This window comes from Streptomyces sp. NPDC059866 (assembly GCF_042731325.1).
In the GTDB taxonomy this organism is placed as follows: Bacteria; Actinomycetota; Actinomycetes; order Streptomycetales; family Streptomycetaceae; genus Streptomyces; species Streptomyces flavusporus.
Genome location: NZ_JBHWJT010000035.1, coordinates 41,466 through 67,299, shown reverse-complemented (window position 1 = coordinate 67,299; position 25,834 = coordinate 41,466). Strand labels below are relative to the sequence as shown.

The 25,834-nt window shown below is 71.6% G+C and carries 25 protein-coding genes; 8 read left to right on the top strand and 17 right to left on the bottom strand.

The annotated features are described in order from the left end of the window. The first annotated feature begins 118 nt into the window (after window positions 1-118). Together ACFV7R_RS37975 and ACFV7R_RS37970 are read left to right on the top strand one after the other, a co-directional pair. Window positions 119-640, top strand: coding sequence for a MarR family winged helix-turn-helix transcriptional regulator (locus tag ACFV7R_RS37975; protein WP_385272399.1), 522 nt, complete (start codon window positions 119-121; stop codon window positions 638-640). A gap of 95 nt (window positions 641-735) precedes the next feature. After that, entirely contained in the window at window positions 736-1,206 is a 471-nt protein-coding gene (locus ACFV7R_RS37970; protein ID WP_385272396.1) for a peroxiredoxin, read from the top strand. Window positions 1,207-1,248: 42 nt separating this feature from the next. Here ACFV7R_RS37970 and ACFV7R_RS37965 read toward each other — a convergent pair whose 3' ends face one another. After that, on the bottom strand, window positions 1,249-1,848 hold the full coding sequence (locus ACFV7R_RS37965; protein ID WP_385272392.1) for a DNA polymerase ligase N-terminal domain-containing protein: 600 nt from the start codon (window positions 1,846-1,848) through the stop codon (window positions 1,249-1,251). Window positions 1,849-1,904: 56 nt separating this feature from the next. Next, a complete protein-coding gene (locus ACFV7R_RS37960; protein WP_385272389.1) occupies window positions 1,905-2,735 on the bottom strand; it encodes an aldo/keto reductase in 831 nt (276 codons plus the stop codon). 96 nt (window positions 2,736-2,831) lie between these two features. Here ACFV7R_RS37960 and ACFV7R_RS37955 point away from each other — a divergent pair, with 96 nt between their 5' ends. Further along, on the top strand, window positions 2,832-3,896 hold the full coding sequence (locus tag ACFV7R_RS37955) for a LacI family DNA-binding transcriptional regulator (RefSeq protein ID WP_385272435.1): 1,065 nt from the start codon (window positions 2,832-2,834) through the stop codon (window positions 3,894-3,896). Here ACFV7R_RS37955 and ACFV7R_RS37950 read toward each other — a convergent pair. The 4 genes from ACFV7R_RS37950 to ACFV7R_RS37935 are packed head-to-tail and all read right to left on the bottom strand — an operon-like array spanning window position 3,859 to window position 8,484. Continuing rightward, window positions 3,859-5,259: a glycoside hydrolase family 32 protein gene (locus ACFV7R_RS37950; RefSeq protein ID WP_385272386.1), complete on the bottom strand. Its 1,401-nt coding sequence runs from the start codon at window positions 5,257-5,259 to the stop codon at window positions 3,859-3,861. The two genes, ACFV7R_RS37955 and ACFV7R_RS37950, sit on opposite strands and share 38 nt — an antisense overlap. After that, on the bottom strand, window positions 5,256-6,110 hold the full coding sequence (locus ACFV7R_RS37945) for a carbohydrate ABC transporter permease (RefSeq protein ID WP_385272383.1): 855 nt from the start codon (window positions 6,108-6,110) through the stop codon (window positions 5,256-5,258). The genes ACFV7R_RS37950 and ACFV7R_RS37945 overlap by 4 nt, the downstream gene beginning before the upstream one ends. Before the next feature lie 14 nt (window positions 6,111-6,124). Further along, window positions 6,125-7,078, bottom strand: coding sequence for a carbohydrate ABC transporter permease (locus ACFV7R_RS37940; RefSeq protein WP_385272380.1), 954 nt, complete (start codon window positions 7,076-7,078; stop codon window positions 6,125-6,127). Next, window positions 7,075-8,484 carry an extracellular solute-binding protein gene (locus tag ACFV7R_RS37935; protein ID WP_385272377.1) on the bottom strand — a complete coding sequence of 470 codons (1,410 nt, stop codon included), beginning with the start codon at window positions 8,482-8,484 and terminating at the stop codon, window positions 7,075-7,077. The genes ACFV7R_RS37940 and ACFV7R_RS37935 overlap by 4 nt, the downstream gene beginning before the upstream one ends. A 158-nt stretch (window positions 8,485-8,642) precedes the next feature. Here ACFV7R_RS37935 and ACFV7R_RS37930 point away from each other — a divergent pair, with 158 nt between their 5' ends. Together ACFV7R_RS37930 and ACFV7R_RS37925 are read left to right on the top strand one after the other, a co-directional pair. Further along, complete coding sequence (locus tag ACFV7R_RS37930) at window positions 8,643-10,193, top strand: glycoside hydrolase family 32 protein (protein WP_385272374.1); 1,551 nt, start codon at window positions 8,643-8,645, stop codon at window positions 10,191-10,193. A 103-nt stretch (window positions 10,194-10,296) separates the two neighbouring features. Then, entirely contained in the window at window positions 10,297-11,271 is a 975-nt protein-coding gene (locus ACFV7R_RS37925; protein WP_385272371.1) for a TauD/TfdA dioxygenase family protein, read from the top strand. A gap of 67 nt (window positions 11,272-11,338) precedes the next feature. On the opposite strand, the gene ACFV7R_RS37920 is transcribed toward ACFV7R_RS37925, so the two are convergent. From ACFV7R_RS37920 to ACFV7R_RS37910, 3 genes are all read right to left on the bottom strand, one after another. Continuing rightward, window positions 11,339-12,538 carry a glycoside hydrolase family 64 protein gene (locus ACFV7R_RS37920; protein ID WP_385272368.1) on the bottom strand — a complete coding sequence of 400 codons (1,200 nt, stop codon included), beginning with the start codon at window positions 12,536-12,538 and terminating at the stop codon, window positions 11,339-11,341. A gap of 156 nt (window positions 12,539-12,694) precedes the next feature. Further along, window positions 12,695-13,450 carry a dienelactone hydrolase family protein gene (locus ACFV7R_RS37915; RefSeq protein ID WP_385272365.1) on the bottom strand — a complete coding sequence of 252 codons (756 nt, stop codon included), beginning with the start codon at window positions 13,448-13,450 and terminating at the stop codon, window positions 12,695-12,697. A 105-nt stretch (window positions 13,451-13,555) separates the two neighbouring features. After that, a complete protein-coding gene (locus tag ACFV7R_RS37910; RefSeq protein ID WP_385272362.1) occupies window positions 13,556-14,176 on the bottom strand; it encodes an L-threonylcarbamoyladenylate synthase in 621 nt (206 codons plus the stop codon). Between the two features lie 238 nt (window positions 14,177-14,414). On the opposite strand from ACFV7R_RS37910, the gene ACFV7R_RS37905 reads away from it, so the two are divergent. Next, window positions 14,415-15,944 (top strand): helix-turn-helix domain-containing protein, encoded by a 1,530-nt coding sequence (locus ACFV7R_RS37905; protein WP_385272359.1) that lies wholly within the window; start codon window positions 14,415-14,417, stop codon window positions 15,942-15,944. Window positions 15,945-16,080: 136 nt separating this feature from the next. Here the strand turns inward: ACFV7R_RS37905 and ACFV7R_RS37900 are convergent, their stop codons facing one another. The 6 genes from ACFV7R_RS37900 to ACFV7R_RS37875 are packed head-to-tail and all read right to left on the bottom strand — an operon-like array spanning window position 16,081 to window position 21,353. Next, window positions 16,081-17,322, bottom strand: a complete 1,242-nt coding sequence (locus tag ACFV7R_RS37900; protein ID WP_385272356.1) for a cytochrome P450 — start codon at window positions 17,320-17,322, stop codon at window positions 16,081-16,083. Then, the gene (locus ACFV7R_RS37895) at window positions 17,319-18,557 is read right to left on the bottom strand and encodes a cytochrome P450 (protein WP_385272353.1); all 1,239 of its coding nucleotides are present in this window, start codon (window positions 18,555-18,557) and stop codon (window positions 17,319-17,321) included. The genes ACFV7R_RS37900 and ACFV7R_RS37895 overlap by 4 nt, the downstream gene beginning before the upstream one ends. Continuing rightward, window positions 18,554-19,162, bottom strand: coding sequence for an ATP/GTP-binding protein (locus ACFV7R_RS37890; protein ID WP_385272350.1), 609 nt, complete (start codon window positions 19,160-19,162; stop codon window positions 18,554-18,556). The genes ACFV7R_RS37895 and ACFV7R_RS37890 overlap by 4 nt, the downstream gene beginning before the upstream one ends. Continuing rightward, window positions 19,134-19,496 (bottom strand): DUF742 domain-containing protein, encoded by a 363-nt coding sequence (locus tag ACFV7R_RS37885; protein WP_385272347.1) that lies wholly within the window; start codon window positions 19,494-19,496, stop codon window positions 19,134-19,136. Before ACFV7R_RS37885 ends, ACFV7R_RS37890 begins: the two co-directional genes overlap by 29 nt. After that, the gene (locus ACFV7R_RS37880; protein WP_385272344.1) at window positions 19,493-19,915 is read right to left on the bottom strand and encodes a roadblock/LC7 domain-containing protein; all 423 of its coding nucleotides are present in this window, start codon (window positions 19,913-19,915) and stop codon (window positions 19,493-19,495) included. The genes ACFV7R_RS37885 and ACFV7R_RS37880 overlap by 4 nt, the downstream gene beginning before the upstream one ends. Window positions 19,916-19,940: 25 nt before the next feature. After that, window positions 19,941-21,353 (bottom strand): ATP-binding protein, encoded by a 1,413-nt coding sequence (locus ACFV7R_RS37875; RefSeq protein ID WP_385272341.1) that lies wholly within the window; start codon window positions 21,351-21,353, stop codon window positions 19,941-19,943. 316 nt (window positions 21,354-21,669) lie between these two features. On the opposite strand from ACFV7R_RS37875, the gene ACFV7R_RS37870 reads away from it, so the two are divergent. Next, window positions 21,670-21,894 carry a hypothetical protein gene (locus ACFV7R_RS37870; RefSeq protein WP_385272338.1) on the top strand — a complete coding sequence of 75 codons (225 nt, stop codon included), beginning with the start codon at window positions 21,670-21,672 and terminating at the stop codon, window positions 21,892-21,894. A 4-nt stretch (window positions 21,895-21,898) separates the two neighbouring features. Here the strand turns inward: ACFV7R_RS37870 and ACFV7R_RS37865 are convergent, their stop codons facing one another. Next, entirely contained in the window at window positions 21,899-22,366 is a 468-nt protein-coding gene (locus ACFV7R_RS37865; protein ID WP_385272335.1) for a hypothetical protein, read from the bottom strand. A 238-nt stretch (window positions 22,367-22,604) separates the two neighbouring features. On the opposite strand from ACFV7R_RS37865, the gene ACFV7R_RS37860 reads away from it, so the two are divergent. Then, window positions 22,605-22,841 (top strand): hypothetical protein, encoded by a 237-nt coding sequence (locus ACFV7R_RS37860; protein ID WP_129797838.1) that lies wholly within the window; start codon window positions 22,605-22,607, stop codon window positions 22,839-22,841. Window positions 22,842-22,934: 93 nt separating this feature from the next. Here ACFV7R_RS37860 and ACFV7R_RS37855 read toward each other — a convergent pair whose 3' ends face one another. After that, complete coding sequence (locus ACFV7R_RS37855) at window positions 22,935-25,754, bottom strand: SpoIIE family protein phosphatase (protein WP_385272331.1); 2,820 nt, start codon at window positions 25,752-25,754, stop codon at window positions 22,935-22,937. Window positions 25,755-25,834 lie beyond the last annotated feature (80 nt).

Genomic DNA, 25,834 nt, shown 5'->3' with positions numbered 1-25,834 from the left:
CCCGCGTGGAGGAACGGACTTCAGCGTGGTCGTGGGGAGGGCTTTCCTTCTCGGTTGCTTGAGTGGGCAAGTATGACGAATTACTTGAGTTACGCAACAAGATGGTAAAGTGGGTCCCATGCCCACACCCCCGATCCCCGCCGCGCCTGCTTCCCCAGAAGTGACCGAGATCGAGCGGGCGCTGACCCGTATCACCTACCTCGGCACCCGCGCCCGGCAGCACGACCGGCTGATGGCCCTGGCCGAGGTGCCGCTGGACCGCGCCGCCGTGGCGCTGCTGCGACAGGTCGCGGACTCGGAGCCGATGCGCCCGGGGGAGCTGGCCAACCAGCTCGGCGTGGAGGCCTCCCACGTCACCCGCACCGTGCAGCAGCTGCAGAAGGCCGGGTACGTCACCCGGATACCCGACCCCGACGACCGGCGCGCCCAGCGCATCGAGCTGACCGAGACCGGCCGGCAGGCCATCGAGCGGATCCGGGATGTCGGCGCCCGGGGCATGCAGCTGGCCCTGGCCGACTGGTCGCCGGAGGAACTGCGGCAGCTCGCGACCCTCTTCCACCGCATGGTCGACGACTTCCTCGCCGCGGCCGTCGACGACGACCCCGAGCAGCGGCCCACCGCCCAGGCCGCCCCCTCCTGACCCACAGCCCACAACCGCCGCTCGTGGCGGGTGCCTTCCGGACACCTCTGTACTGTCCAGTAAGCTCACGCGCCAGGCCACCAGAGGAGGAACCCGTGCCCCCGTCCCAGCCGGTCGCCGGCGACAAGGTCGAGGACTTCGAACTGCCCGACGAGACCGGTACGCCGCGGCGCCTGTCCGAACTCCTCGCCGAGGGGCCGGTGGTGCTGTTCTTCTACCCCGCCGCCATGACCCCCGGCTGCACCGCCGAAGCCTGCCACTTCCGCGATCTGGCCGCGGAGTTCGCCGCCGTCGGCGCACGGCCGGTGGGCGTGAGCGGCGACCCGGTGGAGCGGCAGCAGGAGTTCGCCGGACGCCACACGCTCGGCATGCCGCTGCTGTCCGACGCCGACGGCACGGTCCGTGAACGCTTCGGCGTGAAGCGGGGATTCCAGCTGGCCTCCACCAAGCGCGTCACCTTCGTCATCGCGCAGGACCGCACGGTCCTCGAGGTCGTCCGCAGCGAACTGCGCATGAACACACACGCCGACCGTGCCCTGGCCGCCCTGCGCGCACATCGGGCCTGATCATACGAGAGCCCGACGCGACCGCGCCCCGTCGACGGGCGCTCAGTCCTCCCGGACGTCGGCGGCCACCTGGGCGAGCGTACGACCGCTGCGCGCCGAACGGGCCCGACGGGGATCCGGCGTGCCCCGCCCTTGTGCGCCGCCCGCCTTCACCAGCAGCCAGGCCTCGTCGTCCGCACCACCGCGGAACCGGGTCAGCGCGTACTCGCCGTGCAGCTTCGAGCCATTGAGCCGGAACCTGGCATGCCCGCGCTCCAGCGACTCCCCGAAACCGACCGGCCGCCCCGTGCGGTCGTGGCTCAACGGCTCGTACGTACCGTGATCCCACACGATCACCGTGCCGCCGCCGTACTCGCCCGCCGGTATGACGCCCTCGAACTCCGCGTACTCCAGCGGATGGTCCTCGGTGGGCACGGCGAGCCGCTTGTCCTTGGGATCGTCGGAGGGCCCCTTCGGCACCGACCAGGACTTCAGAACGTCGTCCACCTGAAGCCGGAAGTCGAAGTGCAGGGTGCCGGCGTCATGGATCTGCACCACGAACCGCGGCTCCTGGCCGGACGTCGCCGCACGCCCCTGCGGCTCACGGGTCCGCCCGAAGTCACGCTTGCCGCGGTAGTCCCGCAGTCGGTCCTTCCCGCCCACGAGCGCCTCCTTCCCGGGTGCCCCGAGTACCCCGCCGACGGTGCCCGCAACGCCGCTCAGAACTCCTCGTGCACCTCGGGATCCCCGCCGAGGCGCCGATGAGCCCGGTCGGCAAGGGCGCTCATCCGGTCGGGATCCAGGGTGAAGCCGAAGATGCCGAGGTTCTCGCGCTGCCGCTCCCGGTTCGCCGACTTCGGGACGGGGAGGGCGCCCAACTGCGTGTGCCAGCGCAGGACGACCTGGCCGGGGGTCACCCCGAGGGCGTCGGCGATGCCGGTCACGACGGGATCGTCCAGGACGTCGGTGCCGGGGGCCAGAGGGCTCCAGCTCTCGGTGAGGATGCCCTTGCCGGTGTGGAAGGCGCGCAGGTCGTCCTGGGGGAACAGCGGGTGCAGCTCGATCTGGTTGACCGAGGGCAGGACTCCGGTCTCCTTCTCCAGCCGTTCGATGTGCGCGGCCGTGAAGTTGGAGACGCCGATCGACCGGACGAGGCCGTCCTCACGCAGCTTGATCATGGCCTTCCAGGAGTCCACGTACTTGTCGACGCGGGGCAGCGGCCAGTGGATGAGATAGAGGTCCACACAGTCCAGGCCGAGACGGGCGCGGGACTCCTCGAAGGAGGCGAGGGTCTCCTCGTAACCGTGGTGCCGGCCCGGGAGCTTCGTCGTCACCACCACCTCCTCGCGCGGGACACCGGTGCGGGCGACGGCACGGCCGACCCCCGTCTCGTTGCGGTAGTTCGCCGCCGTGTCGACGAGGCGGTAGCCCAGCTCCAGGGCGTCGAGAACCGCCTGTTCCGCCTGCGTGTCGTCCAGCGGCCAGGTCCCCAGACCGATGGCGGGGATCTTCGTGCCGTCGTTGAGCGTGTGCAGCGGGATGCTGATCACCGTTCGGCCTTCCCTCGACTGTGCCGTACATCCAGCGTCACGGATAGGGTGAGGATCGATCAACCGGACGGGTGGGGGATGAGGGCAGCGGACGGCATGGGCGGCACCGAGGAGAAGCAGCCGACGGGATCGGGGCGCCCCACGTCACGGGACGTCGCCCGGCTCGCCGGTGTGTCGCACACGGCTGTCTCCTTCGTCTTCAACGGCCGCGCCGAGGGCAATCTCTCGCCCGCCACCCAGGAGCGCATCCGCCGGGCCGCCGCCGAGCTCGGCTACCGCCCCGACCCTGTCGCGCGAGGCCTGCGCCGCCGCCGTACGGCCGTGATCGGCCTGGTCACCGACGAGATCGCCTCGTCGCCGTTCGCCGGCCGGCTGCTGCGCGGCGCGATGGAGACCGCCTGGGACAGCGAGCACCTCGTGCTGACCATCGACTCCGGCGGCGACCCGGCCAAGGAGGACGCGGCCGTCGCCGAACTCCTCGACCGGCGCGTGGACGGCATCATCTACGCGGCCATGTCGCTGCGCCGCGTCCGCGTCCCCGAGGGCCTGCACCGCACCCACTCCGTCCTCGCCAACTGTCTGCCCGAGGACGACTCCCTGCCCGCCGTCATCCCCGCCGAGCGTGCGGGAGGCCGTACGGCGGCCCGGCTGCTGCTGGACGAGGGGCACCGCAGGGTCGCCATGGTGGGCGGCCAGGACGACATCGCCTCCGTCGACCGGCTGCGAGGCTTCCGGGACGCCCTGCGCGCCGAGGGCATCACCGTCCCCAAGGAGTGGGTGGTACGGAGCGGAGGCGAGATCACCGGAGGGTACGAGGGTGCGCTCCACGTCCTCGACGGCGTCCCCGCCGACCGGCGCCCCACCGGGATCTTCTGCTACAACGACCGGGTCGCGGCAGGCGCCCTGCATGCCGCGACCCGGCTCGGCATCGCCGTCCCCGGCGAGCTGTCGGTGGTCGGCTATGACGACCAGGAGCACATGGCCGAGTTCCTCACGCCGCCCCTCACCACTGTCGCGCTGCCCCACCGGGCGATGGGCGAGGCCGCCGCACGGCTGGTCCTCGACTCCATCGACACGGGCAGGACGCCGCCCGCGACGGTACGGCGCCTGGCCTGCCCCGTGATCAGCCGTGCGTCGGTGGGACCAGCTCCCAGCCGGTGACCGTGGCCCCGGAACCCGTGACGACGAGCTCGGGCACATCGTCCGGTCGCCGGTAGACCCGCTCGGTGACCGTGGCCCGGTCGCCGACGAACAGCTCGAACAGCGAGCCGTCGACGAGGATCCGCACCTGTTCGGCGGGTGCCCGCACGACGATCGGCGCCGAGCCGTCCGGCCGCGCCCTCGGCCAGTCACCGCGGTCGAGTGTCACCGTGCCCGCGTCCGGGTCCAGCAGGACCGTCAGCTCCGCGCCCGAGGCGGACCGCAGCAGACTCACGGTGGTCCGGCCGGATGCGGTCACGGTCAGGTCGTACGCCTCCGGCAGCGGTGTGCGAAGGCCCGGTGAGGTGACGAACGGCTCGGCCGCACGCAGCAGTTCGAATTCCGGAGCCGGTACGACCCGCAGGGCGCCGTCGGGGTGGACGTCCACCACCCTCGGCGCGGTCAGGACACCGGCCCACCCCGCGCGATCGACCTCGCTCTGCTCACGCGCCTCCCAGGACCAGCCCCACATGAGCGCCCGGTCCGGCTCCTGGAGCACGGCGGGCGCATAGAAGTCCCGACCGTGGTCGAGCCGCCCGCCGGTGCGCGCCGCGAAGTGCAACTCGCCTTCCTCGTACGGCTCGAGACGGCCCGTCAGATAACCGGTGGCGCACGGGTCTCCGTCCCACAGCGACACCACCAGCACCCACTCCCCGCCCGCCGTCGCGTACAGCTGCGGGCACTCCCAGCCGACCGCCTTGTCTCCGAACGCGTCCGCCGCTACCGGGTCGTTGCCGTCGATGAGTACCCCGGCGAACCGCCAGTCGGCCAGGTCCTCACAGTCGTAGAGCAGCACCGACGGAGTCCCGTCGGCGTGCCCCGCGCCGACCAGTGCCCACCGCCGGCCACCGCTGCGGAACACGAACGGGTCGCGGAACATCACCACGTCCAGGCCGGCGGGCGGGCCGGTCACCACCGGCGTAGGCAGTGGCCTCCAGTCGGTCAGTGTCTCGTCCTCCGGCATCAACGCCCGCGCCAGGCAGATCGAGCCGAGGCCGGTGTGCTGCCGGTCGACACCCGTGTACACGGCCGTCGGCACGCCGTCGTCGTCGACCACGCAGCCCGACCAGCAGCCCGCCTCGTCCGGGCCGCCGGGGGTCGGGGAGAGCGCGATCGGATGGTGCTCCCAGTGGACGAGGTCGTGGCTGGAGACGTGGCCCCAGTGGACGTTCGTGTGCACCGGGGCGTCGGGGTTGTGCTGGTAGAAGAGGTGGTGGCGGCCCCGCCAACGGAAGGGGCCGTTCGGGTCGTTGATCCAGTTGGCGGGGGGACGGACCCTGAAGCGCGGGGCGCCGGGGTCCGTGGACTGAGCGGCGAGGCTCAACGGTTGACTCCTGCGGACGTGATGCCCTCGCGGAGAGGGCGCTGACCGACGACGAACACGGCGACGGCGGGGATCATGGAGAGGACGACACCGGCGAGCACCACCGAGATGGAGCCGGTGCCCAGGTTGCCCTGGAGGGAGACCAGGCCCAGGGGGAGGGTGTAGTTCTGGCCGGAGGTCTCCAGGATCAGCGGGCGGAAGAACTCGTTCCAGTGGTAGTTGAAGGCCAGCACGCCGACGATCGCGAGTCCGGGTGCGGCCAGCGGGGCGTACACGGACCGGAAGATCCACCAGGGCCCGCAGCCGTCCAGCATGGCCGCCTCGCCCAGGTCCTTCGGCATGCCCAGGAAGTACTGGCGCATCAGGAAGGTCCCGAAGGCGGTCGGGAAGGCCGGGATGATCAGACCGAGCAGGGTGTCGGTCAGGCCCATCGACTTCAGCACCAGGAACACCGGCACGATGGTGACCTGCAGCGGCACCATCATGGTCGCCAGGACCAGCCCGAACAGCGGCTTCTTGAACCGGAACTCGAGGCGGGCGAAGGCGTATCCCGCCAGCCCGGCCGTGATCATCTGGCCCACCGCGATCAGCGCGGTCACCAGCGTCGAGTTGAGGGCGAGCAGCCAGACGTCGATCTGGTCGAACACCCCGCGGTAGGCGTCGGCGGACGGGTCCGTCGGGATGAGCTTCGGCGGCAGGTCGAAGGCCTCGGCCGGGGTGCGCAGCGAGGTGGAGACGGTCCAGATGACCGGGCCCAGGGTCAGCAGGGCGCACACGGTCAGCCCGGCGATCCGGGCCCACGGCGCGAGCGAGTACCGCGTACGGCTCAGGGACAGGGATGCTTGGCTCAAGGGACTCACCCGGCTCACTGGTAGTGGACGAAACGCCGGCTGAGCCGGAACTGGAGTGCGGTGACCGCCATGATCAGTACGAACAGCAGCACACCCACCGCCGAGGCCGCACCGAAGCGGAGCTGCTCGAACGCGCTCTCGTAGATGACCATCACCACGGTCCGGGTGGCGTCACCGGGCCCGCCGTTGGTGAGGACGTACGGCTGCTCGAAGACCTGCAGCGCGTTGATGATGCCGACCACCGAGGCGACCAGCAGGGTGGGCGACAGCAGCGGCAGCGTGACGGCGAGGTGCTTGCGCAGCCCGGTCGCGCCGTCGAGCGAGGCGGCCTCGTGGATCTCCTTGGGGATGTTGTTCAGGCCGCCGACGAACAGCAGGAACGAGAACCCGAACTGCTGCCAGACATAGACCAGGATCACCGTGGCCATCGCCGCGTTCTCGGACGTCAGCCACGGCACCGGCGCGATCCCGACGAAGCCGAGCAGCCAGTTCACGACCCCGAAGTCCTGGTTGAACAGGTACTTCATCACCACCGAGATCGACGCGGCGGACAGCACCAGCGGGAAGAAGAACGCCGAGCGGAACACCGAACGCAGCCACACCGGCATGCGCCCGTTCACCGCCAGCGCCAGCATCAGGGCGATCAGCAGTTGCAGCGCGACCGCGAACACCATGAACACGAGCGTGTTGCGGAAGGAGACCAGCACGGTCGAATCGCCGAACACCTCACGGTAGTTGGCGGCCCCGGCGAAGCTCGGGTCGTCGATCACGTTCCAGTGGAAGAGGCTGAGGACCACCGAGCCGACGATCGGCACGACCGTGAAGACGACGATGCCGACGATCGTGGGCGCCAGGAACAGCGTGGCCAGCAGCCGGGTGCCACGGTCCCGGGCGGAGGACCGGGGCGCGACAGCCGGTGGCGCCGTCGGCTGCTCCGTGCGTACGGCCGGTATCTGGGTGTTCGTCATACGTCACGCTCCATGGCCTTCTCCAGGTCGCCCTGCATCCGGCGCAGCGCGGGGGCCACCGAGCGCCGGGAGGCCAGGGCGGTACCGGTGTGCTTGAGCAGCACCTGCTCGACCTCGGCGACCTGCGGCGGCGCGGGGATCGGTCCGGTGTCGGGGAACTTGTCGAGGGTGTCGTAGAAGACCTGCCAGTGCTTGGGGCCGATCTCCCGGTAGCGGTCGGCGGTCAGCATCGAACGGCGGGCCGGGGTGGTCTGGTTGGTCTCGAACAGTCGCATCAGGGTGTCCCGGCGGGCGGCGTACTTGATGAACTCCCAGGCCTCCTCCTGCCGCTTCGACGTGCGCAGCAGCGCGTAGCCGGCGGCGCCGTACTGCATGCGCTGGGTGCGCCAGCGCGGGAAGTACTGCACGTCAAAGCCGTCGGCCTGCATGCCCGCCAGGTGCAGGCCGCCCGCCCAGAAGCCGCCCGCGGGCGTGACGCCGACCCGTCCGGTGGAGAACACACCGATGAGGTTCTGGCCGTTGCCGCCCTCGGGGCGGGTGCACAGGCCCTCCTGGATGAGGGAGGCGAGATAGTCGTACGCCTCCTCCACGCGGGCGTCGGTGGCCTGCGGGGTGGTCCAGCGGAAACCGCCCCCGCGACCCTGCCGCCGGTCGGCCGGGTAGAAGGAGTCCCACAGCCAGGCGCCGCCCGGCGCCTTGGACTCGGCGAGCAGGTTGGTGTCGTTGGCGAACAGCCAGGGCACCACGCCGCCCCACAGCCGGTTGGTCCAGAAGTACGGGGTGAACTGCGAGCCGCTGGACTTCTTCATGTCCCGCAGCAGCGCGGTGAAGTCGTCGCGGGTCCAGTCGGCCGCCGGGAAGTCCGCGCCCGCGCGCTTGAGCACCTGGGTGTTGAGGTAGATGTCGGCCGCGTTGAACTCGACCGGCAGCTGGTACAGGCTGCCCTCGTACATCATCGACTCCACCAGCGAGGGATGGACGTCGGCGAAGTACTCACGCAGCTCCCCGGCGTCCCGCTTCACCCAGTCGTCCAGCGGGACCCCGAGGCGCTGCGCGAACAACTGCACGCCCTCGGTGGCGACGTAGACGAGGTCGGGCGCGGTGCCTGCCGCGATCTGGGTGAGGATCTTCGCGAAGAAGTCCGACCAGTCGACGGCCTGCACGGCGTTGATCCGCAGCTTGATGTCGGGGTGGACCTTCTTGAAGCCCTCGGTGAGCGTGCGGACGGCCTCCGGCCCGTAGGCGGGGCCGAGGGTGGCGACGACGAGGGAGCCGTCGTCGCGGCCGGGGATGTCGGCTCCGGTGAGCCGGTCCCAGCTCGCTGCGGTGCCGGCCAGCGCGGCGGCACCCGCGCCGTAGGCGCCGTACCGCAGCAATGTGCGGCGGGTGAGGTGCGAGTCGGTCATTGAAGGGGCCTAACTCGTGTTAGCCAAGGTGTGATGCCCCAGATGATGAGAAGCGTGTCACCTGCCTGTCAAGGCCCGCGAACACTTGACCTTTAACGAGTTAGGTCGCACAGTCCTGGTCCACGGAGCCGCCGTTCTGACGAGAGGAACGATGCGTGATGCACGGGATGACCAGAAGAGCGCTGTTCGCCGGTTCGGCCGCGGGGACCGCGGCTGCCTTACTGCCTGCCGTGCCCGCCACGGCCAGGCCGAAGACCCGGGCCGACTGCGCGAGTTACCGCGGCCGGTATCACTTCACGGTCCCCGACCAGTGGAAGAACGACCCTCAGCGCCCGATCTGGGTCGACGGCGAGTACCACTACTACTACCTGTACAACCCGGACTACTTCACCGGCGGCACCACCGCGGGCACCGCCTGGCGCCTGGCCACCAGCACCGACCTGGTCCGCTTCACGGACCGGGGGATCGCCGTGCCCAAGGACACCACACCCAACGGCGACGTGTGGTCCGGCTCGGCGGTGGTGGACACCGACAACACCGCGGGCTTCGGGACGGGCGCGGTCGTCGTGCTCGCCACCATGGAACCCGTTGAGGGCGCCAACACGCAGGCCCAGTACCTGTACTACTCCACCGACGGCGGCCGCACCTTCACCCACCACGGCACCGATCCGGTGCTGGCCAACCCCGGCGTGCGCGACTTCCGCGACCCGAAGGTGATCCGCGACGAGGAGCGCGGCCGGTGGGTGATGGCGCTCGCCGAGAACAACAAGATCGGCTTCTACCACTCGCCGAACCTCAGGTCCTGGACCTACGTGAGCGGCTTCGTCAAGGACGGCATCGGCGTGCTGGAGTGCCCCGACCTGTTCCGCATCAGGGCCGAGGACGGCACCGTGCACTGGGTGCTGGGGGCGAGCGCCAACGGCAAGGGCTCAGGACTGCCCAACACCTACGCCTACTGGACCGGAGCCTTCGACGGCACCACCTTCACGCCCGACGCGTCCGAGCCGCAGTGGCTGGACCACGGCTGGGACTGGTACGGGGCGGTCACCTTCGAGAAACGGGACGCGGACGGCCGGCTCGACGAGGGCACGCGGTACGCCATCGGCTGGCTGAACAACTGGGACTACGCCAACACCACACCCACGATCGACTGCGACGGCTTCAACGGCACCGACTCGATCGTCCGCGAGATCGCGCTCAAGCGCGCTCCGTCCGGCATGTACTACTTCGCCTCACGTCCCGTTGCCGCACTGGACTCGTACGTGTCCCGCACGCTGAACCTCGGCGACCTGGAGGTGGACGGCACCCGAGTCCTCGACCACCGGGGCACGGCCTACGAGGTGACCTGCGAGATCACCTGGGACCGACTGACCGGCGCCGGCCTCCAACTGCGCCGTTCCCCCGACGGTGTCCGCCACATCGACGCCGGCGTCTACGGCGACTACGCCTTCCTCAACCGCCGGCCCACCGTGAACCCCGACGCCTCCGGCCGATGGCAGGAGAGCAAGAGCCCCTTCGACCCCTCCGCCCGCCGGGTGCGGCTGCGGATCCTGGTCGACCGCACGTCGGTGGAGATGTTCGTCGACGACGGCCGGTACGTGCACTCGTCGGAGGTCTTCCCGTATCTCCTCGACGACCGGCTCGCACTGTTCACGATCGGCGGCCGGGCGGTGTTCCGGAACACGGTGATACGGGAGTTCACGGTGTGAGACCAGCGGGTCCGTCGTCTCGGAGTGTGGCACTGTCGCCTCGGTCGCGATCGCTGTCACGATCTCTCCGGAAGCCGAGACACCCACGACCAACGGAGTGCGCATGACGACGGACAGCCGTACGACGGACCAGGCGGCGCGGGACGCCGGGCTGGAGGTGCAGCCGGTCGCCGGGCACATCGGGGCCGAGATCGCGGGCGTCGACCTGGCCGGTGAGCTGGACGACGCCCAGGTGGCCGTGATCCGGGCGGCGGTACTGCGCTGGAAGGTCGTGTTCTTCCGCGGGCAGCGGCTGGACCACGCCGCGCATGTGGCGTTCGCGCGCCGGTTCGGCGAACCGGTCGTCCTCGGGCGGCGCGGGGGAGCGTCACCGGCCGACTTCCCGGAGATCGAGACGACCGCCGACCGGCTGGAGCTCGGCGGGCGGTTCGGCATGGAGCACGACGAGTGGCTGCAGCGCCGCCGGCACACCCTGCTGCGCGGCTGGCACTGCGACCACGGCGCCCGTGTCGACCCGCCTGCCGCGACCATCCTGCGCGCCGAGACCGTCCCGCCGTACGGCGGCGACACCACCTGGTCGAATCTGGCGGCGGCGTACGCCGGACTGTCCGCCCCGGTAGGGGAGTTCGTGGACGGACTGCGTGCCGAACACCGGCTCGGCGTCGGCTACCAGCCGCGGCCCGGCGACGACGCCTACGTCAGGCATCTGCTGGACCATCAGGTCGCCTCCGTGCACCCGCTGGTGCGCGTGCACCCGGAGACCGGCGAGCGGGTGCTGTTCGTCAACGGCTACTACGTCGAGCAGATCGCCGGCCTCTCCCGCGCCGAGAGCCGGGCGATCCTGGACATGCTGCTGGAGCAGGCGGTTCGCCCCGAGTACACCGTCCGTTTCCGCTGGGAGCCCGGCAGCGTGGCCTTCTGGGACAACCGGGCCACCATCCACCTCGCGCCCAGTGACAACGCCCACCTCGGCTTCCCCCGGATCATGCACCGGGTGATGCTCGCCGGGGACGTGCCGGTCGGGGTGGACGGCAAGCCGTCGGAGCCGGTCGTCGGCGCCGAGCCCGGGCGCTGGTGACACTCCTGAAAACGCCGCTCGACCGGTGCACCGCGCCCACGGTGCACCGGTCGAGCGGAGGGGCAGCTCAGTCGAAGGGATCGAGGGTCAGATACGCCTGCCGCGGGTCGCCGTCGTGGACGAGTGACTCGTGGTGGCCGACGTCGTCGAAGGCGAACGCGTAGGCCCTGCCGTCGGCCATCCGGTCATGGATGATCCGGGCGTAGTGGTTGGTCACCGCGTCCTGGTAGAAGTTCGCCGCCGAGGTGTCCGGCTGGTTGGGGTTGGTGAGCAGCGTCGAGCGGTTGAAGCCCGCGCACAGGGTGCGGGAGATCGGGCCGCGCACCTCGTCGTTGGGGGCGTCGAGGAGCCGGTGGCAGCCGAAGACGCTGCTCGCGTCGGGCTTCTGGAAGCTGGTGACGACCGTCCCGGAGCCGTTGGTGAAGTTCAGGACGCCTCCGGAGACCCGCCCGTGGTACTTGGTGTCCGGCCGGTCGGCGAACGGCGTGACCGTCAGCGTGGTCGTGGCGTACTTCTGCCAGACCCGGTCGATGTAGTCGGCCATGACCGATGCGGGCAACGCCCCGGTCTCCAGTCCGTACAGCGGGGACAGCGCCCGCAGCACGGTGCCGTCGGACCGCGTCTGGACCAGTCCGCCCCAGCCGCCCGACTGGGCCCGCAGCGCGTCGAACACTCCGTTGTAGCCGCCCGGCTCGAGTCGGCCGGTGCTGCTCACACTGCCGTCGGCGCGCTGCACGCCGACCGAGTACGGCGCGGAGAACATGTCGACCTGCGTGCTGTTCAGCCACAGGCCCGAGTCGTTCAGCGTGTACTCGGACCAGTTGAAGAGGATGTCGCGGTTCGGGTCGCTCGGGTTCTGCACGGCCGGCTGCACCAGACCGCCCGTGGCCAGCTTGAACACGAGCTTCTGGCCGTACGAGAAGTAGATCCGGCCGGAGAGCTTGGGGATCCGGACGGTACTGGACTGCCCGGCGGCCGGTCCGGGGATGGACGCGTCCGGGGCGGGCGTCGGCGGGTTGCCGCCCGCCGGCCACGGATGGAACGTACCGTTCGCGTCGGCCCAGCCCTGCTGACCCGTCGTCAGCGAGGTGCCGAGGACGTAGACGTGGAGCGGATCGCCGCGGCCGGAGTTGTTGGTGATCTGGAGCGGGATCGTCGCGGGCACCGCCGCGTCCGCGTGCGGCGTTGTGCCGAACGTGAGCAGCGCGCCGAGCAGGGCCGCCGCCGCGGCCACGGCCGGCCACCGGTGTCTGAGGATGGCGAGCACTCTCCACCTCCGTGCGGGTGTGGGGGGAATTGGTCCGTACCTGGTGTTGAGAGCGCTCTCAGCGTTGCGTCAAGGCGCGAGCATGTCAATGAGTGGGGCAGAGAAAAACGTCGGCGGCGGCGCCGGCGGCTCGGGACCGCGGGCGCCGCCGGCGGATCAGAAGGTGCGGTCCAACAGGTCCAGCAGTGCCGCCCAGTGACGCTTGTCCCCCTCGGCGTGGTACGACGCGGTGTCGGCCTGCGTGAACCCGTGCGGAGCGCCCGGGTAGACCTCGCAGCGGTGCCGGACGCCCGCCGCGGTCAGCGCGTCCTCCAGGCGCTGAATCTGCTCCGGGGACATGGACGGGTCCTCGTCGGCGTGTCCGAAGCAGAGCTCCGCGGTGATGCGGTCCGCCATCAGATGCGGACTGTCCGGCGCGTCGGTCGCCAGCTGCGCGCCGTGGAAACCGGCCGCGGCCGCGACGCGCTCCGGATACGTCCCGGCGGTGAGCAGCGCCAGCCGCGCGCCGAAGCAGTAGCCGGTCACCGCGACCGGGCCGTCCGCCGCCTCGGGGTGCTGCGCCAGCCGGTCCAGATACGCCCCGGCGTCGCGCATCGCGAGTTCGGACGTCAGGGCCTGCCCCATCGGGAGGATGTGCTGGAACAGCCCGCCGCGTAAGGCATCGTCGATGAACTCGGGCAACTCGACGACCGGGGCGCGCCCGTGACGGTAGAAGACGTTCGGCACCAGCACGGTGTACCCGGCTCCGGCCAGCCGGTCGGCCATCGACCTGAGCTGCGGTCGCAGTCCGAAGGCGTCCATGTAGAACAGGACGGCCGGATGCGGGCCGCCGTCGCCGGGGTGGGTCAGATAGGCGTCGGCGGTGCCGTCCTCGGTGGGGATGTCAATGTCCGTTCCCTGTACGGCGGTCATGGCTGGCTGCCTTTCTGCGCGGTCGGCGAGATGGGGCCCGCCGGCTCGACGGGCCCGCGGCGGCCATCGTGACATGTGCGGGTAAGAAGCCCGTTGCCCCGCGGCTCACTCGAACCGCGTGGTGTCACCCGCCCCGCGCCGTACGATCTCCGCCTCGCCCCCGGAGAAGTCGATCACCGTCGTCGGTTCGGTCCCGCAGTCGCCGGAGTCGACCACGCCGTCCAGCACGTGGTCGAGCCGGTCCTTGATCTCCCAGCCCTGGGTCATCGGCTCGTCCTCGTCCGGCAGGAGCAGGGTGCTGGACAGCAGCGGCTCACCGAGTTCGGTGAGCAGGGCCTGGGTGACGACATGGTCGGGGATGCGCACGCCGACGGTCTTCTTCTTCGGGTGCTGCAGCATGCGCGGCACCTCCTTCGTCGCCGGCAGGATGAACGTGTAGCTGCCGGGCGTCGACGCCTTGACCACGCGGAACACGTCGTTGTCGACCCGTACGAACTGGCCGAGCTGCGCGAAGTCCTGGCAGACGAGGGTGAAGTGATGCCGGTCGTCCAGCTTGCGGATGGTCCGGATCCGCTCGATGCCGTCCCGGCTGCCCAGTCGGCAGCCGAGCGCGTAGCAGGAGTCCGTGGGATATGCGATGAGCGCCCCCGAGCGGACACTGTCGGCGACCTGGGCGATGGTGCGCGGCTGGGGGTTGTCGGGGTGCACGTCGTAGTACTTCGCCATCTGTCGAGCTTATGCCCGGCAAGCGGCGACGAACGGGCAGACCGGCCCGTGCCCGCAGGGGAGTCGCGTCGAGGACAGTGGCCAGGCCTTGGCCGGGCCCGTTTCCTGCCCGCTTCCGGCCGCTGTGCGCCGTCCGGCCCGTGAAAGCCACAGGAACCCTCGGTCACGGTTGAGGTAACGTCCCCGACCGGTGACCCCGAGGCGGGGTACGGAACGAGCAGAAGGAGGCAGGGCCGACGTGGCTGGCCGAGATGACGAGGGCCGTCGCGTGGACGTGGCGGACGGCACGGACCCGACGTGGGCACAGCAGTTGCTCGACCATCTCCGACCGTCCGCGCGGGACGTCCGCAGGGTCGTCGCCTGGCTCGCGGACGCCGCGGACGCGGACGTGTCACTGCAGGACGACGCCGGTACCCTCCTCGCCGGAACGCGGACACCGCTCGACGAGGACCTGGTCGCGGACATCGCCGCCGGCCGGATCGCCTCCGCCGCGCTGCAGGACGGCGGACACCACCGGCGGCTGGTCAGGGTCGAGCTGCCGCGGCCCGCCTCGGCCGGCGTGCTGGCGGTGACCCGCCCGGCCCCCTTCGACCGGCGCACCTCCGACATCGTCACCCACACCGCCGGAGTGCTCGAACTCCTGCTGCGGGCACGGGAGAGCGCCGCGGCCGGACACCGTCTGCGCAGGGCCGCCTCCGACCTGCGCCTGGCGATCCTGCAACTGCTCATGGTCGAGGACACCGTCTCCGCCCGCCGGGTGGCCGCCGGCCTCTGGCCCGGCCTCCTCGACACGGACACCGCCTGCGTCTACGTGGCCGAGAGCCACCCCGCCGACCGCGACCGGCTCGCCGAGGAATGCCTGGACGCGACCTCGGAACAGGCCCTCGTGGTGCGCTGCCCGGCCATGGACTCGCATGTGATCGTCCTGACGCCCGGCGAGGCCGCGGCCGCGGAGCTGCGCTCGCTGGTCGAGGGCCGCCCGGACACCTTCCTCGGCGGCAGCGCCCGGCAGAGCCTCGCCCAGACCGCCACCGCGTACGGCCAGGCCGTCAGCGCCCTCGCCGTGGCGCACTTCCGCCCGGACAAGGCGGCCGTGTACGCCGAACGCACCCACCCGGAACGCCTGATGGACCCGACCGCACTGCGCGACTGGACAGCCGGTCTGCTGCGGCCTCTCGACACCCTGCCGCACCACACCCGTGCCGAACTCCTCGCCACCACCCGACTCGGCCTGGAGTTCACCGCCGTCAACGCGGCCATGGTCCTCGGCGTCAGCCGCAACACCGTCCGGGCCCGCATGGAACGCGTCGAGGGACTGCTGCGCACGGACCTGTCGGACCTCACCGTCCGGGCCGCCGTCCATCTGGCGCTGAACACACAGGCCGGCCTCGTGGAGGTGCCCGGCGGCGATCTCGGCGATGAGGTCTGCACCAGGTTCGACGAGCTGCTCGCCGGGCCCGCCGTGCGTACCTGGGCCCGCGACCTGCTGGGACGCCTCGACGCCGACACCAGGGACCTGCGCCGCACCCTTCGCACCTGGATCGCGGCCGGCGGCAACGCCGAACGGGCCGCGCAGCTGCTGGGCGTCCACGCGCAGACCGTACGCGAACATGTGCGCAGCGCCGAGCCCGTCCTCGAACGCCAACTCCTCTCCGGCGGCAGCGATCTCTACGAGGTGGTCCTGGCGCACCTCGCGCTGGGCGACCTCGACCAGCCCGCCCTGCAGGGGGCGAACCCGGGCCATCCGGACTCACCTGTGCACGGTTGAGCCCTCCGGCCGGTGAAACGGGCATCGACACGGTTCACAACCGATCCGCCCTGCACGTAGGTTCAACGAGCCGCAGGGGCACGACCGGAACGGGGGACCGGTCGCGCCCCTGCCGCACTGTGTGCGGAGCCGGGCCTCACCCGTCCAGCCGCACCGGCACCTCCTGCCACCCGAACGCGATGAACGACGGCACCTGCCGCAACTCGCCCTCAGCAGCGGCCAGCCGCAGCCCGGGGAAACGGTCGAACAGGGCGGGCAGCGCGGTCAGCGCCTCCATGCGGGCCAGCGGCGCGCCGATGCACCGGTGCACACCGATCCCGAACGCCAGATGGTCGTCGGCGCCGCGCGAGGCGTCGAAGACGTCCGCGTCCGGCCCGTAGTGCGCCGGATCCAGACCGGCGGCGGCGTACGTCGTGATGATGGCGTCCCCGGCCGGAATGGTGACATCCCCGACCTCGAGGTCCGTGACGGCGAACCGCAGCGGCAGCGCGGCGATGGACGGGTGCACCCGCAGCGTCTCGTCGACGACCGCGTCCCAGGTGATCTTCCCGGCCCGCACTGCCGCCAGCTGCTCCGGCCGGCGCAGCAGGGCGACGACCGCGTTGCCGATGAGGTTGACGGTGGTCTCGAAACCGGCCCCGATGACCAGCAGCAGCGTGTACAGCAGCTCCTCGTCGCTGAGCCGGTCGCCGTCCTCGTCGCGCACCCGGATCAGCTCGGTGGTCAGGTCGTCGCCGGGGTGTTCGCTGCGGTGGGCGATGAGCGCGGGCAGGACCGTGCCGATCTGCTGCTGCACGGACGCGGCGTGTTCCGGACTCGGATCGGTTGTGTCCATGATCGCCGCGATGAGCCGACGGGTGTCCTCCCGCATCTCGTCCGGCACACCGAACAGGTCGCAGATGATGCGCAGGGGTAGCGGATGGGCGAGGCCCGCCTTCACGTCCACCACGCCACCGTCGGCACCGGCTGCCGCCAGTGCGTCGAGCAGCTCGGCCGTGACCGCCTCGACCTGCGCACGCATCGCCTCGGTGCGCCGGTGCGTGAAGCTGGGCGAGACCAGCTTGCGCAGCCGCGTGTGGTCGGCGCCGTACGTGGAGAGCATGTTGACCACGCCCACCCAGCCCAGGATCCAGCCCCAGGAGGGGTGTTCCCCGATCTCCGGCCACAGTTTCCAGTGCCGGCGGGGGTCCTTGCTGACCTGCGGGTCGAGGATCAGCTGCTTGAGCACGTCGTATCCGGTCGGCGCCCAGGCGGGTATGCCGCCGGGCAGCTCCACGGGCACGACGGGACCGAGGGCGCGCAGCCGGGCGCTCTCGCCGGCAATGTCGGCGCCGAACGGGTCGATGACAAAGCGGTCGATGCGGTCGGTCACGGTCACGGGCGGTCTCCTGGCTGGTCGGGGGAGCGAGGGGTGAAACGCACGGGCAGCGCGGTGAGCGACCGGTGGAAGGGACCCGGCCGCCAGGCCAGACGTTCACGGGGCAGGACGGGCTGCAGATCCGGCAGCCACTGGGTGAGCCGCTCGATCGCCTCGGTGGCGATGAGCAGCGTGTGCTGCTTGACCGGGCAGGCGTGCGGGCCGGCCGACCACGACAGGTGCGAGGCGTCGCCCGGCTGCCGGTCGGCACCGTGCTCCTGCTCGGCGAAGTACGCCAGCGCCCCGTAGGAGATGACCACCGGCACCGCGGCCCGGATCCACACGCCGTGGAAGGACAGCGGTCTGCGGGCGAAGTGGATGCCGTAGTTGGCCAGGGGTGTCTCGTGGTGCAGGACCTCCACGACCGCGTCCGTCACGGGACGGGCGCCGCTCGTCAGCGTGGAGTAGTAGGCGGGGTTGCCGAGGATCCGCGACAGCGCGTTCGACACCAGGTTCGCCGTCGGTTCGTGTCCGGCGCCGAGGGTGAGGAACACCTGCCAGGTGACCTCCTCCGGGGTGAGCCCGGCCGGATGGTCCAGCAGTCGGCTCGGCAGGTCGTCGCCGCGCTCCTCGGCCTTGGCCGCGATCAGCTCCAGGACGTACCCGCCGAACTCCGCCTCGCCCTCGGCCGCCTGTGCGCCGCCCTCCATCATCTTGCCCAGGGCGGCGTTGAGCCGGTCGCTCTGGCTGTCCGGCAGCCCGAACAGGCTGTTGAACACCAGGGCCATCAGCGGCCGGGCGAAGTCACCCACCAGGTCGGCCTCGCCCCGCGGCCCGAACCGGCTCACCAGCACATGCACCGCCCGGTGCACCCGCGCCCGCAGATCGTGCGGCTCGACCAGGTCGAAGGTGTCGATCAGGGAGGTGCGGTAGCGACTGTGCGCGGCACCGTCGGCGAACAGGCTGTTGGGACGCCAGCGCATCATCCCCAGGACCGGCGAGTCGTCGGCGACGGTGGCCTCCCACGGCCGGGGGTCGTGCGAGAACGTCTCGGTGTCGTGCAGCAGGTCCAGCGCGGCCCGCCGGTCCGTGACGACGTACGCCGGCACACCCGGCGCGAGTTCCGCCCAGCCGATCGGGCCCTGCTCGCGCAGGTCGGCGTAGTAGCGGTACGGATCCAGTGCGAAGCCGTCCTCCCACAGCCGCACGGGCACCGAACGGGAGAAGGTCTGCTGGGCAGGGGGATGGGTGGTCACCGGTGCTCCGGAGGGTGGCGGTCGATCAGATGCTGGACCAGGGCGAGCAGCGCGTCGATGGAGGAGTCCTTCTCCCGGGCGTCGCACGTCACCATCGGCGTGTCCGCCTCCAGGTCCAGGGCGGCGCGCAGCTGTTCCTCGGTGTGGTGGCGGGGTGCGTCGGGGAAGGCGTTGAAGGCGACCGCGTACGGCAGGCCGCTCTCCTCCACCAGACCGAGCACGTCGAACGAGGCGTCGACACGGCGGCTGTCCACCAGCACGAGCGCGCCGAGCGCCCCGTAGGCGATGTCGTCCCACAGCGACCGGAACCGCTCCTGCCCTGGCGTGCCGAACAGATACAGCACGATCCCGCCGGGCAGGCTGATCCGGCCGAAGTCGATGGCGACCGTGGTCGTCGACTTCTCCCGCACCCCGGCGAGATCGTCCACCTGCGCGGACGCCTCGGTGAGCTGCTCCTCGGTGTGCAGCGGGCGGATCTCGGAGACGGAGTCGATGAGGGTCGTCTTGCCCACCCCGAACGGTCCCGCGACCAGGATCTTGACCAGGTCGCGGGCGCTGTCCGGCAGGTGGATGCCGCTAGTTGTGCTTGAGGGCGCGCAGGCCATCGGCCACTCTCTCCAGCAGGTCGGGGTCGAACCGTTCGGCGGGCGGGATCGGCGCGCGGGCGAGCACCAGGTTCCGGTCGACGAGGCCGCCGGCCAGCACCCGCACCGCGGAGACCGGCAGCCGGAGCAGCGCCGCGGCCTCCACCACCGTCAGCGATCCGCCGTCCAGCTCCTCCAGCAGGGCCAGTTGGGCGGCCGGCAGATCGCCGGGCGCCGGCTCGCCGGTGCCGGTGAGCACCGACAGCCGCTCCAGCTGCGGACGGCTCGGCCGGGCCACGCCGCCGGTCGACAGATACGCGGGAACCAGGGGGCGGCCGCCGGGGCGGCCGGTCATGCCGACGCGCCGCCGTCGGCTCCCCGGGGCGCGGCGGTCATCGCCTTCTCGCCGAGCCGCGCCACCTGCGAGTGCACCCGGTGCGCCAGCAGGTCCAGACGCACCTCGGCGTCCCCGTACGCGGCGACGACCGTGCCGTGGTCCGTCGGCACGATCAGCACATAGCCGTGGTCGGACTCGATGACCACCTGGCGCACCTCGGCCCGCTCCCGGTCGGCGAACGCCGCCGCGGCCGTCCGGCAGGCGCCCTGCACGGTGCTGGTGATGGCCGCCACCCGCTCGGCCGACGGCTGGGTCAGCGCGTCGGTGTACCCGGTGACGAGCCCGTCCCGGGTGAGCAGAACGGCGGCCACGACATGCGGTACCTGCAGGATCGGTTCGAGCACCCATGCCGTGTCGCCCGCATCGCGGCTGGTCATCGAGCCGCTCCCCCTTCGTAGTCGGTCATTGGTCGGTCGTCTCCGTGTCGTCGGCGGCTGCCCCGGCCCACCCCCGTGCCCGGGCCTCCCCACCGGTGGCCCCGGTCCCGGAGCGCGCCGCCGCGGTACCGGACTGCAGGGCGCCGAGGGCGGCCGCGGCCTCCTCGGGCCGGTGCGCCGGTCGCCGGGGTACGGGCGTGTCGGGGGCAGTGGCACGGCTGCGGCGGCGCCGCTGCGGGAGCCCCCCTGCGTCCCGTGGACCGTCGTGCTCGGACACGACACCGTCGGCGTCGTCGTCCTGCTCGATGCCGTACGCGTGGGCCGGGGCGGACGTGCCGGTCTCGCCGGTCCCGGCCTCCTGCTCCCGGCGGGTCGACCGCGGGGCGCTGACCGCCGGCGGATGCTCCTCGGGGTCGATACGGCTGAGCAGATGGCTGTCGACCAGCAGCACCGCGCGCACGCCCCCGTACGGGGAGGGCGAGGAGAGGTCCACGCTCAGGTCGAACTGCCGGGTGAGCTGGCCGATCGCGGCCAGACCCATCCGGGGCGGATCACCGAGGTCGGTCAGCAGGATCGGCTCGGAACCGGCCACCAGCCGCTGGGCGCGGGCCCGTTCGTCCTGGGTCATGCCGAGGCCGGCGTCGTCGATCGTGACGCAGACGCCGTGGTGGACGTGCTCCAGGTTGACCGTCACGTCGGTGTCCGGCGCGGAGTGCCGCAGCGCGTTGTCGAGGAGCTCCGCGACGATGATCGCGACCGGCTCGACGGCGTGCGACACCAGGGCCGTGCCCGCCGCGAGATGGTTGTGCACCCGCACCCGGTGATAGCCCGCGAGCCGGGCCTGACCGCCAGTCACCGCGTCGACCAGGTGGGACTCCTCACGGGCGAGCCCCACCCAGGCCCCGCACACCACCGCGGCGATCTGCGCCCGGCGCAGCGACTGTTCGTTCTCGTGGTCCAGTTCGAACAGGGTCTGGGCCAACTCAGGGTCGTCGTACTGCTGTTGCAGACCGCGCAGGGCGTCCTGCAGCCGGTACAGGGCCGCCTGGATCTCCCGGGTCGCGCCACGCATCCCGGCCTGGGCCGCCGCGTCGATCCGGGTGCGCTGGCCGGTCAACTCGAGACGCAGGGCGGTGAGTACGTCGTCCAGGGCGCCGCCGAGCGGTGTGTCGGAGAAATGCGGATGCCGCGGACCCGGCACCGCGACATGCGGATGGGCCAGCTGCCGCGCGGCCGCGGGAACGCGCTGCGCCGCAAGATACCCGACTTCCGCGATGAACGCCTGGAGAGTACCGTCGAGTTGGCGACGCAGCGCGGCGATCTCGGCCTGCTGCAGGGCCTGTTGCCGGCGGGACCGGAGCAGTCCGCCGCCGAGGGCCAGCGCGGACAGTGTGCCGGCGGCCAGACCGCCGACGACCAGGTCCGGTAATTCGATCATCGAATGGGTTCCAGGAGAAGTCGGGCAGGACGGGATCGGAAGCCCCTGTCATGAGGGCACGCGCAGCACACTACAACCGGCAGCGACCGTTCTTGCACGATGCGATCAGACTTGGCGTCAAAGCTGCCCTCTCTCCGATCACTTCTGTGGCAACTGTCGGAATTGCCATATCCGGCAGGCGAGTTGAGGCCGCAGAGCCCGGCCGTCCGGGTGCCGGGCGACCGGGGTTACTCCGAACGGGGGGTACGCTCACCCGGTCCGGTGAGTGTCGGCGTGTTCGCGTACCACCGGTGCGGCCTCGGGCGTTGCCCTCGGCATGGACCGACCTTCCCGGGCGCCGCGGCGCCGGCCGGCAAGCGATCCCGTACCCGGCCCCTATGCCCAACTGACCGGCGGGGGCTGGTGCCGCCCGCTGATCTACGCCCAACTCGTCGCTCAGTGGCGGGCCGAGGGGCGGTGCGTGCCCGCCCGTCCGGAAGTCCAGTGGGTCTCCTTCGCCGCCCTGCCGGCGAGGGCCTGCGGAGCGGAGCGGCGCTCCTGACGCGCTACCGGCCGCACAGGGGCTCCAGCACGGAGAGCGTGCCGTTCGCCTGACGCAGGGCGAGCTCCAGGGTGGCGGGCGCGTGCAGCGCCCCGGTCCCGTCGGGCGGGATCAGCCACTCCAGGAACCGGGCCGACCGGTACGGCGGAGGAACCGCCACCCAGGACCCCTTGCCCGCGTGCCGCAGACCGGCGCCGATCCACCGGCTGTCCGGGTCCGGCGGCAGGAAGAACCCCACCCGGTGTGCGGCGGTGTCCACCAGTGTCGGGCCCGGAATCGGCAGCGAGGGCCGCCACAGCAGATCGAGGGTGAACAGGCCCAGCTGATCGGGGACGGTCAGTACGTCCCAGAAACGCCCGGCCGCCAGGAGAGCGACACCGTCGCCGCTGTCCCACTCCCGCTTGCACTCCTTGGGGTCCGGCGCGGCGGCGGCCAGCCACTCCACTCCGCGCGTCCAGATCAGATCGCTCATGTTCCGCTCCGGAGGATCTCCGTCGGCTGCATGCCGACCAGGGCATATGCATGCTTGTAGATATTTCTATCCGGCGGAAGGGGTGGCGCGGCTGGCGTTTGGGGCGGTTCCGTTCGACGGTCGGGCATGCGCTCGACACGCCCCGGGTCGATCCGCTCCGGCCGTGTGTACGGCGGGCAGCGGGGTACCCGTGCCGCGCTGACGTACTCGCCTCGGCAGAGCGAAGGAGGAGGCCCGCATGACCAGCGGCACGGAGACCGGCGGCGTGACCGGCACGCCGGACAAGGACTACAACCTGATCTGGTACGTGGAGGCATGCCTGAGCAACGCGCTGCGCCTGGAGACCTACATCCAGGACGCCGAACGCGACAAGGACACCGAGGTCGTGGACCTGTTCCGCAAGGCCCAGGCGGACAGCCGCAAGGGCGCCGAACTGGGCAAGGCACTGCTGCGCAGCAGGCTCGACGGCGGCTGACACCGGTCCGCCGCAAGACCGGGGCCCGGACACCGGCAGGCCGACGCCGGTGTCCGGGCCCCGGTGCAGCCGTACGGCCGTCAGCCGGTCACCTCACGGCAGCGGCTGTTCGGCCCAGATGACCTTGCCGCCGGGCAGGTAGCGCGTGCCCCAGCGCTCGGCGAGCTGTGCGACGAGAAACAGACCCCGCCCGCCCTCGTCGGTCATCGCCGCGTACCGCAGATGGGGCGCGGTGCTGCTGCTGTCGAACACCTCGCAGATCAGGCTCCGGTCGCGCAGCACCCGTACGCGGATGGGGGTACCGCCGTACCGGATCGCGTTGGTGACCAGCTCGCTCAGGATCAGCTCCGTGGTGAACGTCAGGTCCTCGAGCCCCCACTCCGTCAGCCGCCGGATGACGGAGGCGCGCACCTCCGCGACGGCCGCCGGATCGGACGGCACGTCCCAGGCGGCGACCCGGTCGGGCCCGAGCGCCCGCGTGCGCGCGACGATCAGGGCGACGTCGTCGCTCGGCCGGGCCGGCAGCCGGGAGTCCAGCACGGCCCGGCAGGTGTCCTCGGGCGACGTGCCGGCCTCTTCCAAGGCGGTGCGCAGCAGCTCCAGGCCGACGTCGATGTCGTGCTCCCGGTCCTCGACGAGCCCGTCGGTGTAGAGGACCAGTCGGCTGTCCTCGGCCACTTCCACGTCGGCCGTCTCGAACGGCAGGCCGCCGACCCCGAGCGGGGGGCCGGCGGGCACGTCGAGGAACTCCACGCCGCCGTCGGGCCGGACCAGCGCGGGCGGCGGATGACCGGCGCGGGCGATCGAACAGCGCCCCACGACCGGATCGTAGATCGCGTACAGGCAGGTGGCGCCCGTGACCGGGGCGCTGCCGCCGTCCGCCGCATCGCCCTGGTCGGCCTCGTCCTGGTCGATCCGGGCGACCAGCTCGTCGAGCAGCCCGAGCAGTTCGTCGGGGGCGAGGTCGAGGGCGGAGAAGTTGTGCACCGCCGTGCGCAGGCGCCCCATGGTGGCGGCGGCGTGCAGCCCGTGGCCCACCACGTCGCCCACGACGAGGGCGACCCGGGCGCCGGACAGGGGCAGTACGTCGAACCAGTCGCCGCCGACGCCCGACTGCGCGGGCCGGTACCGGTAGGCGATGTCCAGGGCGCTCTGCTCGGGCAGGCTGCGCGGCAGCAGGCTGCGCTGCAGTGTCACCGCCATGCTGTGCTCGCGCGTGTAGCGGCGGGCGTTGTCGATGGAGACCGCGGCGCGGGCGACGAGTTCCTCCGCGAGGGCCCGGTCTTCCGCGTCGAACGGTTCGGGATTCTCCTTGCGCCAGAACGTGACCACGCCCAGGATCAGGGAGCCCGCCCGCAGCGGCGCGGTGATCAGCGAGTGGATGCCGTACTGAAGGGTCTGCGCGGTGCGCTCGAGGTCCTGCGCCTGCCAGCCCTGTGCCTCCCGCAGCCGCGGCTCGATGATCGCCCGGCCGGCGAGCACACTGCGGGCCTGCGGCGAGGACGGGACGAACCGGATCCGCCGGCCCACCGGATACAGCGGCGGGTCCGGCCGTATGCCGGCGAAGGCGGTGCGGCGCAGCTCCGTCCCGGGCTCGGGCTGCTCACCACCCAGCACGGCGTCGAACAGATCGACGGTGGCGAAGTCCGCGAACCGGGGCACCGCCAGCTCCGCCAGTTCCTCGGTGGTACGGGTGACATCCAGGCTCGTCCCGATGCCCGCACCGGCGGCGTACAGCATGTCGAGGCGTTCCCGCGCCACCTCCGCCCGGCCGGACAGGGCCCGCAGCTCCGTCGAGTCACGCAGGGTCGCGACGCTGCCGGGCGGGCCGCCCCGCAGATCGGTGGGCCGCTGGTTGACCGCCAGCAGTCGGTCCTTGACCAGGTGGACCTCGTCCGTGGCCACCCGTCCCGACGCCAGCAGTTCGGCGGTCCCCGGTTCCAGGCCGAGGTCGCGGACATGGCGGCCCTCGGCGTCGTCGGGCAGGCCGAGCAGTCGGCGCGCCTCGTCGTTGGCGAGCAGCAGCCCGCCGTCGCCGCCGACGATGAGCACACCCTCCCGCACCGCGTGCAGCACCGCGTCGTGGTGCTCGTACATGCGGGTCATCTCGCGCGGTCCCAGCCCGCGGGTCTGCCGCAGCAGTCGTCGGCTCACCAGTGCCGTGCCCGCGGTGGCGACGACCAGCGCCCCGGCCGCCGAGAACAGCACCATCGGCAGCTGCCGGTTCGCTGCACCTCCCACGTGCTCGGTGGTGATGCCGGCCGACACCAGGCCCACCACCTTCCCGTCGCCGTCCTCAATGGGCACCACGGCCTGCACCAGCTGGCCGATGGTGCCGTCGATCTCCTCGGTCACACTGCGCCCGGCCAGCGCCGGTGCGATGTTCCCGACGAAGCGCTTGCCGATGCGGTCCGGCAGCGGATGGGTGTAGCGGATCCCGTCGGTGTTCATGACAACAATGAAGTCGACGTGAGCCGCCTCGCGGGCCGCCTCCGCCCGCGGCTGCAGGACGGCTGTCGGATCCGGACTCCTCAGCGCATCCAAAGTCCCCGGGGCGTTGGCGAACGTCTCGGCGACGGCGAGCGACCGGTTGCGGGCCTCCTGGGTGCTGTCGTAGCGGCCCTGCAGCACCAGCGCCACCACCGCCACGACCACCAGCAGCAGCACGATGACGACCTGGAGGACGAAGACCTGCCCGGCGACACTGCGCCCGGTCAGCACCGACCGCACCCCCGCCGCCGGGCCCCGTCCCGGGCGTCCGTTCTCCCGTTGCTTCCGGTCCGGCGAGCCGTCCGGCCCCGACCGCGCCCGCCACTCGCGCACGAACAGCTTCCGCGCAGGCGTGCGCTGGTCGCGCACTGCTCGGAGAGCACTGGTGGACTGAGCCCGGGATGGACCCAATTGTCGGACCATGTGCCCTGTCTACACTGCCGAGCCCCGGGAGGCGAGAGACGTCACGCAGTGTGGCGGAGCGTACGCATGTCGGCCGGACA

Coding starts and splice junctions, on each gene's coding strand:
- ACFV7R_RS37890 (WP_385272350.1), bottom strand. CDS start 19,162: ATGGCCTGCGCGCCCTCAAGCACAACTAGCGGCATCCACCTGCCGGAC.
- ACFV7R_RS37915 (WP_385272365.1), bottom strand. CDS start 13,450: ATGACCGCCGTACAGGGAACGGACATTGACATCCCCACCGAGGACGGC.
- ACFV7R_RS37955 (WP_385272435.1), top strand. CDS start 2,832: ATGGGCGGCACCGAGGAGAAGCAGCCGACGGGATCGGGGCGCCCCACG.
- ACFV7R_RS37885 (WP_385272347.1), bottom strand. CDS start 19,496: ATGACCGGCCGCCCCGGCGGCCGCCCCCTGGTTCCCGCGTATCTGTCG.
- ACFV7R_RS37875 (WP_385272341.1), bottom strand. CDS start 21,353: ATGATCGAATTACCGGACCTGGTCGTCGGCGGTCTGGCCGCCGGCACA.
- ACFV7R_RS37935 (WP_385272377.1), bottom strand. CDS start 8,484: ATGACCGACTCGCACCTCACCCGCCGCACATTGCTGCGGTACGGCGCC.
- ACFV7R_RS37880 (WP_385272344.1), bottom strand. CDS start 19,915: ATGACCAGCCGCGATGCGGGCGACACGGCATGGGTGCTCGAACCGATC.
- ACFV7R_RS37860 (WP_129797838.1), top strand. CDS start 22,605: ATGACCAGCGGCACGGAGACCGGCGGCGTGACCGGCACGCCGGACAAG.
- ACFV7R_RS37910 (WP_385272362.1), bottom strand. CDS start 14,176: ATGGCGAAGTACTACGACGTGCACCCCGACAACCCCCAGCCGCGCACC.
- ACFV7R_RS37870 (WP_385272338.1), top strand. CDS start 21,670: ATGGACCGACCTTCCCGGGCGCCGCGGCGCCGGCCGGCAAGCGATCCC.
- ACFV7R_RS37925 (WP_385272371.1), top strand. CDS start 10,297: ATGACGACGGACAGCCGTACGACGGACCAGGCGGCGCGGGACGCCGGG.
- ACFV7R_RS37855 (WP_385272331.1), bottom strand. CDS start 25,754: ATGGTCCGACAATTGGGTCCATCCCGGGCTCAGTCCACCAGTGCTCTC.
- ACFV7R_RS37865 (WP_385272335.1), bottom strand. CDS start 22,366: ATGAGCGATCTGATCTGGACGCGCGGAGTGGAGTGGCTGGCCGCCGCC.
- ACFV7R_RS37975 (WP_385272399.1), top strand. CDS start 119: ATGCCCACACCCCCGATCCCCGCCGCGCCTGCTTCCCCAGAAGTGACC.
- ACFV7R_RS37930 (WP_385272374.1), top strand. CDS start 8,643: ATGCACGGGATGACCAGAAGAGCGCTGTTCGCCGGTTCGGCCGCGGGG.
- ACFV7R_RS37940 (WP_385272380.1), bottom strand. CDS start 7,078: ATGACGAACACCCAGATACCGGCCGTACGCACGGAGCAGCCGACGGCG.